The 13,910-nt window shown below is 63.2% G+C and carries 12 protein-coding genes; 5 read left to right on the top strand and 7 right to left on the bottom strand.

Annotation, left to right across the window (positions count from 1 at the left end; genetic code table 11):
* Positions 1-80: 80 nt before the first annotated feature.
* The 4 genes from BUE39_RS11075 to BUE39_RS11060 all read right to left on the bottom strand — a co-directional run bounded on the left by BUE39_RS11075 (position 81) and on the right by BUE39_RS11060 (position 3,461).
* Entirely contained in the window at positions 81-398 is a 318-nt protein-coding gene (locus BUE39_RS11075) for a DUF4148 domain-containing protein (protein WP_073428702.1), read from the bottom strand.
* Positions 399-712: 314 nt separating this feature from the next.
* Positions 713-1,555 carry an ABC transporter permease gene (locus tag BUE39_RS11070; RefSeq protein WP_073428701.1) on the bottom strand — a complete coding sequence of 281 codons (843 nt, stop codon included), beginning with the start codon at positions 1,553-1,555 and terminating at the stop codon, positions 713-715.
* Positions 1,556-1,595: 40 nt separating this feature from the next.
* Positions 1,596-2,390: an ABC transporter ATP-binding protein gene (locus BUE39_RS11065; protein WP_073428700.1), complete on the bottom strand. Its 795-nt coding sequence runs from the start codon at positions 2,388-2,390 to the stop codon at positions 1,596-1,598.
* A gap of 51 nt (positions 2,391-2,441) precedes the next feature.
* Entirely contained in the window at positions 2,442-3,461 is a 1,020-nt protein-coding gene (locus BUE39_RS11060) for an ABC transporter substrate-binding protein (RefSeq protein WP_073428699.1), read from the bottom strand.
* Between the two features lie 259 nt (positions 3,462-3,720).
* Between BUE39_RS11060 and BUE39_RS11055 the strand changes: the two genes are divergently transcribed.
* From BUE39_RS11055 to BUE39_RS11045, 3 genes are all read left to right on the top strand, one after another.
* Positions 3,721-4,398, top strand: coding sequence for a response regulator (locus tag BUE39_RS11055; RefSeq protein ID WP_073428698.1), 678 nt, complete (start codon positions 3,721-3,723; stop codon positions 4,396-4,398).
* Complete coding sequence (locus BUE39_RS11050; protein ID WP_073428697.1) at positions 4,388-5,782, top strand: sensor histidine kinase; 1,395 nt, start codon at positions 4,388-4,390, stop codon at positions 5,780-5,782. The genes BUE39_RS11055 and BUE39_RS11050 overlap by 11 nt, the downstream gene beginning before the upstream one ends.
* A 62-nt stretch (positions 5,783-5,844) precedes the next feature.
* A complete protein-coding gene (locus BUE39_RS11045; protein WP_073428696.1) occupies positions 5,845-6,885 on the top strand; it encodes an ABC transporter substrate-binding protein in 1,041 nt (346 codons plus the stop codon).
* 64 nt (positions 6,886-6,949) lie between these two features.
* On the opposite strand, the gene BUE39_RS11040 is transcribed toward BUE39_RS11045, so the two are convergent.
* Positions 6,950-8,113: an iron-containing alcohol dehydrogenase gene (locus tag BUE39_RS11040; protein ID WP_073428695.1), complete on the bottom strand. Its 1,164-nt coding sequence runs from the start codon at positions 8,111-8,113 to the stop codon at positions 6,950-6,952.
* 576 nt (positions 8,114-8,689) lie between these two features.
* On the opposite strand from BUE39_RS11040, the gene BUE39_RS11035 reads away from it, so the two are divergent.
* Together BUE39_RS11035 and BUE39_RS11030 are read left to right on the top strand one after the other, a co-directional pair.
* The gene (locus BUE39_RS11035; protein ID WP_073428694.1) at positions 8,690-9,697 is read left to right on the top strand and encodes a TauD/TfdA family dioxygenase; all 1,008 of its coding nucleotides are present in this window, start codon (positions 8,690-8,692) and stop codon (positions 9,695-9,697) included.
* Between the two features lie 421 nt (positions 9,698-10,118).
* Entirely contained in the window at positions 10,119-12,347 is a 2,229-nt protein-coding gene (locus BUE39_RS11030; protein WP_073428693.1) for an NADP-dependent isocitrate dehydrogenase, read from the top strand.
* A gap of 101 nt (positions 12,348-12,448) precedes the next feature.
* On the opposite strand, the gene BUE39_RS11025 is transcribed toward BUE39_RS11030, so the two are convergent.
* The gene (locus tag BUE39_RS11025; protein WP_073428692.1) at positions 12,449-12,676 is read right to left on the bottom strand and encodes a hypothetical protein; all 228 of its coding nucleotides are present in this window, start codon (positions 12,674-12,676) and stop codon (positions 12,449-12,451) included.
* Positions 12,677-13,067: 391 nt separating this feature from the next.
* Complete coding sequence (locus BUE39_RS11020; protein ID WP_073428691.1) at positions 13,068-13,886, bottom strand: alpha/beta fold hydrolase; 819 nt, start codon at positions 13,884-13,886, stop codon at positions 13,068-13,070.
* Positions 13,887-13,910 lie beyond the last annotated feature (24 nt).

Below are 13,910 nucleotides of genomic sequence, written 5' to 3'. Positions count from 1 at the left end.
CGCCATGCTCGGTCGCGGGCCAGTTCGTTTGAGTCAAAGCGCGCGTTTCATTAGCGCTCGCCTGGCGCAAGAGCTAGCGCTTATTGCCCGAAGTAAATCGACTTCTGTCCATTGGCGGCAGCCGCGCGGCCCACTTGCGACGAGCCGCCTGCCACACCACCGTAACCGCTTTGCGCCGGCTGTGCGGTGCCGTTTTGCGCATCGACGCGAGCTTGCGCGGCCTGAATGTCAGCCGGGTAGTGCGGGTCGTCGCGGCCCGGTTGATAACCGGCCTTTTCGAGTTGAATCAGTTCGGCGCGCACTTGCGCGCGGGTCACGGGCTGGTTGGACTGTGCAAACGAGGCAACGGGAGCGGCCAGTGCAGCGGCGATAACAACAGCTTGAATGAGCGATTTCATGATGAACTACCTCCAGTTCGGGTCTTTGTCGCGTTACGAACGGTGTTGTTCGTAACCAGTGAGTGCATTGTAGGTTTGCGACTTCGACGGAGTAACCACCGACTCAGGTAATCTTTGTTGCTGGATTTGAGACAAACCAGCGGCATCTTGTGATGGCAGGGCAGAGGCACGCGACAAGCTGCTGCGTCCTCGCGTGCTGTTTTCAATCGCCGCCTTCCACGCTGCAAAAACAAAAATGCCGTTCAGTCAGAGACCGAACGGCATTCGCTCACAACGCCCGCGTTCCACGCGGGCTCAAACCTGAAACCGATCGCTCAAACCGCGGCCGGCCGCCACTTCAACAAGCGATGTTCGACGGCGGTCAACAGATAATCCGCGGCGAGTGCGACCACCGCCAGCACGATCATCGCCGCGAACACGCCGCTTGCGTTGAACGCGCCTTGCGCGGTGGAGATCAACAGGCCGATGCCCTGCTTCGAGCCGAGAAATTCGCCCACCACCGCGCCGACGAGAGCGAAGCCGAAGCTCACATGCAAGCTCGCAAGAATCCAGCTCAACGCCGACGGAATCACCACCGACGTCGTCACCTGGCGGCGCGACGCACCGAGAATCTGCGCATTGGCGATCATGAACCGGTCCGCTTCACGCACGCCCTGGAACGCGTTGGCGAACACGACGAAGAACACCATCACCACGGCAAGCGCCACTTTCGACGCCATCCCCAGACCCAGCGCGATCACGAACACCGAGCCGAGCACCACGCGCGGAATCGAGTTGGCGATCTTGATGTAGAGGCTGAACACGTCGGAGAGCAGCTTGTTGCGGCCAAGCACGATGCCGCAGAACACGCCCGCCACCGAGCCGATAAGGAAACCGAGCGCGGTTTCCTCGAGCGTCACCCATACCTGCGTCAGCAGCGGCCCTTGCGAAGTGCCGTTCACGAACCAGTCGACGATCTGATCGAAGATCGCGCTCGGCATCGAGAAGAAGAACGGGTCGATCCACTTCAGGCGCGCGGACAACTCCCAGCCGCCGAGCACCACCACCAGCACGACGATGCGCAGCGAAATCACCAGTGCATGGCGCTGCCGGATGCGTTTTTGCGCGACGCGTTCGACATGAGCGAGCGACGCGGCGTCGATGCCCGAAGGCATCATCTGTTCAGAGGTAGTCGTAGACATGTTTGCCGTTCCTTGATTAACCGATCTGCACTTCTTCGCGCAGGTCATGCCAGATGTCGCGCGAGATTTCGATAAAGCGTGGGTCGTAGCGGACCTCCGACGTGACGCGCGGACGCGGCAGATCGATTTCATACACTTTCTTCAGCGTGGCGGGGCGCGCGGTCAGCACGAACACGCGGTCGGCGAGCGCAATCGCTTCCTCCAGATCGTGCGTGACGAACACCACCGAGCCGGCGCCGGCCCACAGTTGCAGCAACTCGTCCTGCATCAGCGTGCGGGTTTGCATGTCGAGCGCCGAGAAGGGCTCGTCCATCAGCAGGATTTCGGGCCTGTTGATGAAGGTTTGCGCGAGCGCCACGCGCTTTCTCATGCCGCCGGAGAGTTGATGCGGGTAGTGCTTGCCAAACTTGTCGAGGCCCACGCGGCGCAGCCATTCATTGGCTTCGTCGTACGCGGCGGATTTCGAACGACCGCGATACAGCGGACCGGCCGCCACGTTGTCGAGCACCGAGCGCCACGGGAACACGGCGTCCGCCTGAAACACGAAGCCGATGCGCGGATCGATGCCGTCGACCGGCGCGCCCATCACGCGCACTTCGCCGGTGGTGGGCTTCAGCAAGCCGGTGATCATGCTGAGCGTGGTCGACTTGCCGCAACCCGTCGGGCCGACAATCGCGACGAATTCGCCGCGCGCCACCGACATGCTGAAGTCGCGCAACGCGATCGTCGCCTTGCCGTCGGGAGAAATGAAACGGCACGATACGTTGCGCATCTCGATAGCTGGCGTATCGCGTGACATGGATGGATTCATCGGCTGGGGCCTCGCTGTTCTCGTGATGTGTCTCGTGATGTCGAAGGGGTGTTACTTCGCCGCGGTTTTGACCGGCGCCGACACGTAGTCGTTGGTGTACGTCTTGGCGAGGTCGATATGCTTGCCCTTCACCGACGGATTGAATGCCGACAATACTTTCAGCACCGTGTCGGGGCCGTCGGCGGGCATCTTGCCGTCCTTCGTGAACATCGGCAGCGACGCCTTCAGCGCGCCGACATAGAGGTCCTTGTTGTTGCCGTAATAGTCCTTCGGCATCTTCGCGGCGATCTCCTCGGCGCTATGCGTCGCAATGAAGTTCAGCGTCTTCGCGAACGCATGCGAGAGTTTCGCGGCGTCGTCCTTGTGCGACTCGGCCCACGCGCGCTGCACGTAGAAGCTCGAAGCCGGATAGGTTCCGCCGAGCGCGGCGCGCGTGCCTTCCAGCGTGCGCATGTCGACCAGCACCTTGGCGTCGCCGGTCTTCAGCAGTTGCGAGACGGTCGGCTCGGTCGTCATGCCCGCGTCGATGCGGCTTTGCTTGATGGCCGCGATAAAGCTGTTGTCCGCGCCCACCGGCAGCAACGTGTACTGCGAGCTCGGCACGCCGCCGCGTTGCGCGAGATATTGTGTGAGGAAGCTCGTCGACGAACCGAGGCCGGTCACGCCGAGCGTCTTGCCCTTGACGTCGGCCATGCTCTTGAGCGTGCCCGCGGCCTTGGTGGAGACCATCTCCACCTCGCCCGGCACCTGGCCGAAAATCACCAGCGCCTCCACTTCCTTGCCCTTGCTCTGCAGATCGATGGTGTGGTCGTAGAAACCCACCACGCCTTGCACCGCGCCCGCGAGCAGTTCGTTTTCCGCGTCGACGCCCGCCGGTTGCGAGAGGATTTCGACGTCGAGGCCTTCGTCCTTGAAGTAGCCGAGCTGCTCGGTGAGCTTGGCCGGCAGATAGATGATCTTGGTGGCGCCGCCGACCATGATCGTCAGCTTCTCGGCATGAGCGGCAGCCGAGGCGGCGGCAAGGGTGAACGCAACACCTGACACAGCGGCAATCTGGCGCAAGGTACGCATGAAGCAGTCTCCGTAGGTTTGTCGCCGCTGGGTGGAAAATGCGGCGCTTTCTGGGTGAATGGAGGCGAGTATAGAAATCGCAAACCTTCTGCCAGCTTTCGGGGACGTGGCTAAATCATGGGTGTTAACCCGAAAACCCGCCGAGAACCCGCCGAGAGACTTGCCGCGAATACTCGAAGGCCTGCCGCGAACCCCATGCGGTGCGCGCAAAGCCCTTGTTTTACGGCACAATCGACGATCTGACTTTCGCGTTCCCGCCATGAAGCTGCTGCTCATCGAAGACAATCCCACGCTCGCGCACTGGCTCGCCAGGATGCTGGAACAGGAGGCGTTCGCGCTCGACGCGGTGCAGGACGGCGACTCCGCCGACCGTCTATTGCGCACGAATCATTACGACGTGATTCTGCTCGACCTCAATCTGCCGCAACTGTCCGGCAAGAACGTGCTGCGCCGTCTGCGTCAGCGCGGCGACTCGACGCCGGTGCTGATCCTGACGGCGAGCGGCTCCATCGACGAAAAGGTGGAACTGCTCGGCGCCGGCGCGGACGACTACCTCGTCAAGCCGTTCGAAGTGCGCGAGCTGGTCGCGCGCATCAAGGTGGCGATCCGCCGCCAGTCACCCTCGAAGGCGAGCGAGGTGGTGTGCGGCGATCTCGCGTTCGACATCGACACGCGCCAGTTCACGCTGAAGGGCGCGCCGCTGAACGTCACGCCGCGCGAGCGTTCGGTGCTCGAAACGCTGATCCTGCGTCTGGGCAAAACGGTGACGAAGCCCGCGCTGGTCGACGCGATCTTCACGCTCGCGGACGAACCGAGCGAGGACGCGGTGGAAATCTACATCTCGCGGCTGCGCAAGAAACTCGACGGCAGTTCGGCGGCGATCGTCACGCTGCGCGGGCTCGGCTACCTGTTGCGCAAGAAAGAAGATGACCAATAGCTTGCGCGTGCGTTTGTTGTGGTGGCTGCTCGTGCCGCTCGCGCTATACGTGTTCGTCACCGGCAAGGCCGAATACGACAACGCGCGGCGCACCGCGGATCTGGTGCAGGATAACCAGTTGATTTCGTCGGCGCGCATGATCGCGGGCGAAGTGCAATGGGTGGACGGCTTCCTGCGTGTGGACGTGCCGCCCGCCGCGCTCGAAATATTCGCGTCGCCTTATCGCGACCAGGTGTTCTACAGCGTGAGCGTCGACGACGGCCGCCTGCTCGCGGGCACGCCCGACTTCCCGCCGCGCCCGGCGCAGCGCCCCGATACCCCCGATCATTACGACGCCGCTTTGCAAGGCCGTGCCGTGCGCGCGGTCGGCCTCGTTCGTCTCATGTACGACAATGGCGTGACGCGCCGCGTGCGCGTGACGGTCGGCAAGACCGTGCGCTCGCGCGATGCGATGGCGCAGGAATTGTGGCAGCCGCAACTCGTGCGGCAGATCGAAATGATCGCGCTGGCGGTGGCGCTGGTTTGCATCGGCCTCACGTTCGAATTGCGGCCCTTGATGAAAGTGAAGGACGAGGTCGCCGACCGCGATCCGATGCAACTGGAGCCGATTCGCGTCGAGCGCCTGCATACGGAGTTGCGGCCGATCGTCGAGGCGATCAATCAGTGCATTGCGCGGCTCGGCGTGCAAGTCGCCGCGCAACGGCGCTTCATTGCCGACGCCGCCCACCAGTTGCGCACGCCGCTCACGCTGCTCGGCACGCAATTGCAGTTCGCGCGTCAGCAGGACGGCTTGAATCCCGCACTCGACGAAGCGCTCGCGGCCATGCATCGCAGCAATCGTTCGATGGTCGGGCTGACCAACAAGCTGCTGTTGCTGGCGCAGGCCGAAGCCGCCGACAACACGCAACTGGCCGTTGAAACCGTGGACCTCGTCGCGCTCGCCATGGAAGTGGTGGAAGACCTGGCGCTGCTCGCGCAGGCTCGGGACATCGACCTGGGTGCGGAATTGAGCGGCGTTGCGCCGGTGGCCGGGCATCGCGGCATGCTTCAGGCGCTGATCGCCAACCTGGCCGAGAACGCGATCCGTTATACGGGCAGCGGCGGCCATGTCACGGTTGCGGTGCATGCCGGCGCCGATACGGTCAGCGTGAGCGTGCTGGACGACGGCCCCGGCATTCCGGCCGAGTCGCGCGGCCGCGTGTTCGAACCGTTCTTCCGCGCGTCGACGGATACCGAAGGCACGGGGCTCGGTCTCGCGATCGTGCGCGAGATCGCGGACGCGCATCATGGCGAGATCACGCTCAAGCCGGGCGAAGGCGGCAAGGGCGTGCACGTGACGGTGTCGTTTCCGCGCGCCAAGGCGCAGCGGGCGGAGAAGGCTTGAAAGTTTGAATCGCCCATCGAGCGCTTCTCGCGGATGCGCGATAGGAAGGAGACACTCACACAATGCGCAACGCTTCACTGAGCTTTTCGCGCGCGTTCCATGCGGCAGTCGCGGCGTTTCTCACACTCTTTCTGCTGGCCCCGGCGGCGGCGTCCGCGCAGGACGATGCGCCCGGGAAAATCGCGATCATGGTGGGTGGCATCACCAAGCTCATCTATCTTCCGGTGTTCCTGACGGAGCAGCTTGGCTACTTCAAGGCCGAAGGTCTCGACGTGGAACTGCTGTCGCAAACGGCGGGCGTCGACGCGGAGAATGAATTGCTGGCGGGCGCGGTGCAAGGGGTGGTGGGTTTCTACGACCACACCATCGTTTTGCAGAGCAAGGGCAAGGAGGTAAAGAGCATCGTCGTGCTCGGCCAGGTGCCCGGCGAAGTGGAAATGGTGTCGGCGAGAGCCGCCGATTCGATCAAAAGCATGGCCGACGTCAGGGGCAAGACGCTCGGCGTGACCGGGCTCGGTTCGTCGACCAATTTTCTGACGCAGTATCTGGCGAGACTCGAGGGCGTGCCGAACTCGCAATACACGGTGCTGCCGGTGGGCGCGGACAACAGCTTTATCGCGGCGATCAGGCAAGGCCGCATCGACGCGGGCATGACGACCGAGCCGACCGTGTCGCAACTGCTCAAATCCGGCGATGCGAGGATTCTCGTGGACATGCGTAACGTCGAGGGCACGCGTGCCGCGCTCGGCGGCACGTATCCGGCTTCCAGCCTGTACGTGCAGAGCGCATGGCTCGATACGCACCTGCGGGAAGCGGCCAAACTCGCGCGTGCTTTCGTGAGGACGCTGCAATACCTGCATACGCACAGCGCCGAGGAAATCGCCGCGCGGATGCCGAAAAACTTCATCGGCAACGACAAGGCGCTTTATGTCAGCGCATTGAAGGCGTCGTTGCCGATGTTTACCGCCGACGGCAGGATGCCGGCCGACGGCCCGCGCACCGTGCTCAAGGTGCTGTCGGGTTTCAATCCCTCGGTGAAGGGACGCCACGTCGATCTGTCGAGAACGTTCACCAATCAGTTCGTCGACGAAGTAAAGCCCTAAGCTGGATGCGTGCGTATCGCGAGACCGCGGCAACGCCCGCCTTTTAATAACGCCCAGCGCAAGATCAAAACGCGGCACTGTAAATCGCCAATGCATCGTCCTCGGTGAGCGGCCTGGGATTGTTGACCAGCAGCCGCGTTTGCAACATGGCGTCGCTCGCCATCCGTTCGAGTCCGCTGCGTTCGATGCCGACATCGCGCAGCCGCGCCGGAATCGCCGTCGCGGCGATCATCTGTTCGAGCCGTTCGATCAGCGCCTGCGTCTTGCTGGCGGCGCTGCCGGTCGCGCCCGGCATGATCACGTCCGCGAGTTCCGCATACAGATGCGCCGCCGTCTCGGCGTTAAACCGCAACACGTGTGGCAGCACGAGCGCATTCGAAAGACCGTGCGGCACGTGGTAAATGCCGCCGATCGGATACGCGAGCGCATGCACCGCGGCCACCGGCGAATTGGCAAACGCCTGGCCCGCGAAGGTCGCGCCGAGCAGCATGGCTTCGCGCGCCTCGCGGTTCTGGCCGCTCTCGCACGCGGGCAGCAGATTGCGCGACAACAGTTCGAGCGCTTTCACCGCGAGCATGTCGGAGATCGGGTTCTTCAGATGCGCGGACGTGTACGCCTCGATCGCATGCACCATCGCGTCGATGCCGGTTGCGGCGGTCGCGGCCCTGGGCAGGCCGAGCGTGAGTTCGGCGTCGAGAATCGCCAGATCGGCGATCAACTGCGGGGCGACCACGCCCATTTTCTTCGCCTCGCCAACCGTCACGATCGACACGGCCGTCACTTCCGAACCGGTGCCCGCGGTGGTCGGCATCTGCACGAGCGGCAGGCGGGAGACCACGATCTTGTTCACGCCGTACATGTCGGCGAGTGTTTGCTGTTCCTGCGGAGCCAGCACGGCGATCAGCTTCGCCACGTCCATCGACGAGCCGCCGCCCAGGCCCAGCACGATCTGCACACCCGCCGTCTGCGCGCGCGAAGTTGCTTCGAGCACGATGTGTTCGGGCGGATCGGCGATCACGTCGTCGATTACGGTGGCGTTCCAGCCGTGCGCGGCGAGGTCGGCGAGCGCGGGATTCAGGAGCCCGCTCTTGTGAAGGAAAGCGTCGGTGACGACGCACAGGCGCGTAAGCGCTGGAAATTGCGCGCGCAATAGAGCGCCGAGGCGGCGCGCGGCGCCGAACTCGACCAGCATGGCCTGCACGGTCTGGAAGCGGAATGCGTTCGTCATTTAGCGTCTCCTTGCATCGCATGGCTCGCGGCGTGGCGCCGATCGGGCTGCGGAATGGTGTTTTTTGCGGCGGTAAAGGCTCGCGGCCTCGCGGGAAAAATGCGGGAAGCGAGAGCCTGAGCGCAGGCGTTAGTTGTACCAGATTCGGATCGGCTGCTCGCGTGCCTTTGATGTTGCGCGGTTGGATTAAGCGGGAAACGAGGCGGGCGAACGAAGCGGCCAACTACGGCGGTGAAGCGCCCAAACACCACGAACGCGGCCACATGAAGCCGACGGGCGAGCGCCAAAACCATGCGATTCAGCAGGACATTCGAGGTCTTTGTTGAGAACGGTTCGCATTTGGGCTAGATTGATGCCCTGTCCTTTGAGAACGCGGAGCGAATTCATGGCCGAAGTGCTGATTCGACGGGAGTCTTGGGCAACGACACCCACGCCGGTTCTCGATGCCGGAACCGCCTGTCCGCCCGCGTTTCAAGCCGGCTCGCGCGACGCAGCCGGCGTGAGCGGTCCGCAAGCCGGATGCCTCGCTTGTTTCGGCGCGCCGCCGACCCCATCGCTCACGCAAAAGGATCCCCTATGACCACGCTTTCGATGCCGCAAATCACCCTTGCCGATCTCTCGATCGAGCCGGGACTGCCGACCGTCGTCTCGCCGCGCGCCGGCGCGGAGATTTCTCTGCAAGCGGTTGCGCCGCTGCTGCATGCGATCGTCGACGACACGTTGGAGCACGCGGGCGGCGTGCTGTTCACCGGCTTTCGCGTGGACTCGATCGAGGCCTTTCAAAGCTTCGCGGGCTCGTTCGGGCATCCGCTGATCGGCTATGAATTCGCGTCGACGCCGCGCAGTCAGGTGGAGGGGGCGGTCTACACGTCGACCGAATATCCGCCGCATCGCTCGATTCCGTTGCATAACGAGCAGTCGTACACGCGCGAATGGCCGCTGCGCATCTGGTTTCACTGCGCGCTCGCCGCGCGTGCGGGCGGCGCGACGCCGATTGCGGACAGCCGCGCGATCCACGGCGCGCTCGATCCGGCGCTCGTCGCGCGCTTTGCCAAACGTGAGCTGCTTTACGTGCGCAACTTCGGGCAAGGGCTCGATCTGCCGTGGGAGCAGGCTTTCGGCTCGGATGATCCGCGCGTGGTCGAGCGCATTTGCCGGACTCGCGGCATCGAATGCGAATGGCGCGACAGCGACGACGGCGAACTGCTGTTGCGCACGCGCGAACGCTGCCAGGCGGTGGCGCGTCATCCGCGCACGGGCGAGCTTGTCTGGTTCAACCAGGCAAATCTGTTCCACCTGTCATCGCTCGACGAGGACATGCAGGAGGCGCTGATCGATTCGGTCGGGCTCGAAAACGTGCCGCGCAATGTCTATTACGGCGACGGCGAGCCGCTGGAGGCCGAGGCGCTTGCCGAAATCCGCGGCGTGCTCGATCAGCAGCGGATCGTGTTTCCGTGGCGGACGGGCGACGTGCTGATGCTCGACAACATGCTGACCGCGCACGCGCGCGATCCGTTCGAAGGACCGCGCAAGGTCGTCGTGGCGATGGCGCAGAGCTACAGCGAAGGCCGGGACCGGGGATAAGCGGTCACGCGGACGGCCGCGCCAGCGGCTCGAAGCGCTCGTCGTGGGATTTCGCGGGACTTGCCCCGCTGGTCCGGGCGCGGCTCGGAACGCCCCCGGCGCGACCAATGGCCCAGGCGGCCAATATGCGAGCAATTCGCAGGCGGGCATCGGTTTCACCGCCCAAGTCCTCTATAAGACATCTGAATTTCGGCATAGGGCATTCGCCTGAAAGCCTTATCTGGCGGGGCTTTTGCCTGTCGGGCATGTTTCCGGGATATGTTTGTTTAGCAGCGAGTCGAGGAAAACGCGCATATACTCTCGGTCGGGCCGTAAAAAGTAGTGCTGCGGGTTGCGCTGCGTTTTTGCTGCTTCGTCGCGAATTCGCTGGCTCAGCGCTATCCACGCTCTGTCCCTCACTTCACCTAGCAAAGCATTGAACATGTCCACACCGCCGAAGATCATCTACACCCTGACCGACGAAGCCCCCGCGCTGGCGACTTACTCGCTGCTGCCGATCGTCAAGGCGTTCACGCGCTCGTCCGACGTGATCGTTGAAACGCGCGATATCTCGCTTGCCGGCCGGATCATCGCTGCATTTCCGGACTACCTGACCGCGGAACAGAAGGGCTCCGACGATCTGGCGGAACTGGGCGGACTCACCACGCGTCCCGAAGCGAACATCATCAAGCTGCCGAACATCAGCGCGTCGGTGCCGCAACTGAAGGCGGCGATCACCGAACTGCGCGATCAGGGCTACAAGCTGCCGTCCTATCCTGACGAAGCGAAAACCGACGCGGAAAAAGACGTCAAGGCGCGCTACGACAAGATCAAGGGCAGCGCCGTCAACCCGGTGCTGCGCGAAGGCAATTCGGACCGCCGCGCGCCGTTGTCGGTGAAGAACTACGCGCGCAAGCATCCGCACAAGATGGGCGCATGGTCGGCTGATTCCAAGTCGCACGTCTCGCACATGAGCGGCGGCGATTTCTACGGCAGCGAAAAGTCCGCGCTCATCGCGGCAGCGGGCAGCGTGAAGATCGAACTGGCGGCCGCGGACGGCAGCAAGACGGTCCTGAAAGAAAAGACGGCGGTGCAGGCGGGCGAGATAATCGACGCTTCGGTGCTCTCCAGGAATGCGCTGCGCAGCTTCATCGAAGCGGAAATCGCCGATGCGAAGAGCAAGGGCGTGCTGTTCTCGGTGCACCTGAAAGCCACCATGATGAAGGTGTCGGATCCGATCATCTTCGGTCACGTGGTCTCGGTGTTCTACAAAGACGTGCTCACCAAGCATGCCGACGCGCTCGCGCAAGCCGGCTTCAACCCGAACAACGGTATCGGCGATCTGTACGCGCGCCTGAAAGACCTGCCGGCGGAAACGCGTGAAGCGATCGAGGCGGACATCAAGGCGCAGTACGAACAGCGCCCGCCGCTCGCCATGGTCAACTCGGACAAGGGCATCACCAGCCTGCACGTGCCGAGCGACGTGATCGTCGACGCCTCCATGCCGGCCATGATTCGCGAGTCGGGCAAGATGTGGGGCGCGGACGGCGCGCTGCACGACGCCAAGGCGGTGATTCCGGACCGTTGCTACGCCGGCGTCTACCAGGCTGTGATCGAAGACTGCAAGAAGAACGGCGCTTTCGACCCGGTCACGATGGGCACGGTGCCGAACGTCGGCCTGATGGCGCAAGCCGCCGAAGAATACGGTTCACACGACAAGACGTTCCAGATTCCGGCGAACGGCGTGGTCCGCGTGATCGACGCAGCCGGCACGGTGCTGCTCGAACAAGCGGTGGAAGCCGGCGACATCTGGCGCATGTGCCAGGTCAAGGACGCACCGGTCCAGGATTGGGTCAAGCTCGCGGTGAACCGCGCGCGCGCCACCAATACGCCGGCCGTGTTCTGGCTCGACTCCGCTCGCGCCCATGATGCGCAGATCATCAAGAAGGTCGAGCAGTACCTGAAGGACCACGACACCAGCGGTCTGGACATCCGTATCATGACGCCGGTCGAAGCCACGAAGTTCTCGCTGGAGCGTATCCGCGCCGGCAAAGACACGATCTCGGTGACCGGCAACGTGCTGCGCGACTATCTGACCGACCTGTTCCCAATCATGGAACTTGGCACCAGCGCGAAGATGCTGTCGATCGTCCCGCTCATGGCCGGTGGCGGCATGTTCGAAACGGGCGCGGGCGGTTCGGCGCCGAAGCACGTTCAGCAACTGGTCGAGGAAGGCTTCCTGCGTTGGGATTCGCTCGGCGAATTCCTGGCGTTGGCTGCGTCGCTCGAACATTTGAGCAACGCGTACCACAACCCGAAGGCGCAGATTCTGGCGAAAACGCTGGATCAGGCAACCGGCAAGTTCCTCGACAACGACAAGTCGCCGGCACGCAAGGTGGGCGGTCTCGACAATCGCGGCAGCCACTTCTACCTCGCGATGTACTGGGCTGAAGCGCTGGCCGCTCAAACCGAGGACGCCGCGCTGCAGGCGCAGTTCGCCGGCGTGGCGAAGGCCATGGCCGACAACGAAGCAAAGATTCTCGTGGAGTTGGCTGCGGCGCAAGGCAAGCCGGTGGATATCGGCGGTTACTACCGTCCGAATGTCGAGCTCACGAGCAAGGCCATGCGCCCGAGCGCCACGCTGAACAAGATCGTGGATGCGGTTGCCTAAGCCGTGAAGTAACGCATTGAAGCAGGCAGTAGATATGACGATGGCGCTCTCGAGCGCCATCGTCGTTTCCGCCTTCAGGTGATGGCCAGTCATGCCGGGCATCACACGTGAACGATTTCCCAGTCGCTGAGTTTTTCCGGAATTTCCAGCGTCGACGTATCCACCTCGGACAGATGCGGGCAGGTCAAGCCGCGTGCGACTTCATCGGCAGCCTGTTGCGGGCTGGAAAACTCTCCGAGCGTCTCGTTGCCGTAGGTTGCTTCCCAACCTCCGTGCCCCGGCAAAATGTAGAACGCTCCCTGGGTCGAGCCAAAGCGAAAGCCTTTCATTTTTAGTCTCCCAATTGCCAATTAAAAACCGCGAGGTCGGGACGGCTTCCTGCGTTCGGCCGGAGACGGCGTGACTGCGCTTTTGTCTCGTCAACCCGGCTTGACCACTTGAACCGCCGACTCATGTAAAGGAGTCTACGTCAGCGGGCAGCGGCGCAAGCCGGTGTTCGACGGCTAATTCCATCTAAAAATTTTGTTTAAAAATAATGGCTTGCAGGCTTTGTTCCGCGATGTGCAACGTGGGGCGGCATTGCGAAATGGCCGGTTTGTGCCACGCACCACGACTTTTTACGAAGCAATGGCTCATGCCGCATCGTGAAATATTGGCGTCTTGCGGGGAAGCGTTGCAGCGCGAAAGCAAAGTCATGCGGCTTGCCCTCGCCGTCCGCGATCAGAAAAGCAAACGGCGCAGAAAGCCGAGCATCACTCGATTGAATTGAGCCGGCCTCTGTAGCGGCGCGAAATGGCTCACGCCCGGCAGCAGAACGAACTCCGCATCTGGAATGCTCTGCGCGAGATAGTCGGCGTGTTCCCGCTTGATGAACTCGTCGTGCTCGCTCAGCACGATCGCGACGGGCACCTCGATCCGAGCCAGATCGTGAGCGCCGTAGTTAGGTTCGGTCTTCATCATCTCGCTGACCGCGCCGACGAATGCGTCGAAGTCGCGAGGCGTCGCGGAGAGTTGCGCATAGTCTCTGGCGTGCCGACTGAAGCAGCGATCGATCACCGGTGTCGGCACGAATTCCTTCGTGCCGCTCGGGTCCATGTTGCAGCCGAAGAAGAACACCCCCGCAACGCGTTCGGGAGCCGTGATGCCCAGCACCATCGCGATGCAGGCGCCGTCGCTCCAGCCCACCATGGCGGCGCGCGCGATTTGCAGCGCATCCATGACGGCGAGTACGTCGGATGCCATCAACTCGTACTTGTAAGGCCGCGCGTCGCGCGTGCTGCGGCCGTGGCCGCGGCTGTCGACGACCACCACGCGATGTCCCGCGCCAAGCAGCGCCGGCACCTGGTAGCCCCAGTTGCCGCTGTGCCCGAGGCCGCCGTGCAGCAGAATCACCGGCGCGCCGACGCCATATGACGCGTACCAGATGCGCGCCCCTTCATGCTCGACGTAGCCATGATCGTTCGAGACGGGCAGCGGCGGCGCGCCGTGTGCTTCGAACTGTTCGAGGTTGTCGTCGTGGGATTCCGTGGTGGGTTCCATCGCTGTTGTCTCCGCTGCCGTTGG

It is taken from the genome of Paraburkholderia terricola, from assembly GCF_900142195.1.
Lineage (GTDB): Bacteria > Pseudomonadota > Gammaproteobacteria > Burkholderiales > Burkholderiaceae > Paraburkholderia > Paraburkholderia terricola.
Note: the sequence above shows the minus strand (reverse complement) of the source record. Positions and strands in the feature narration are given on the sequence as shown.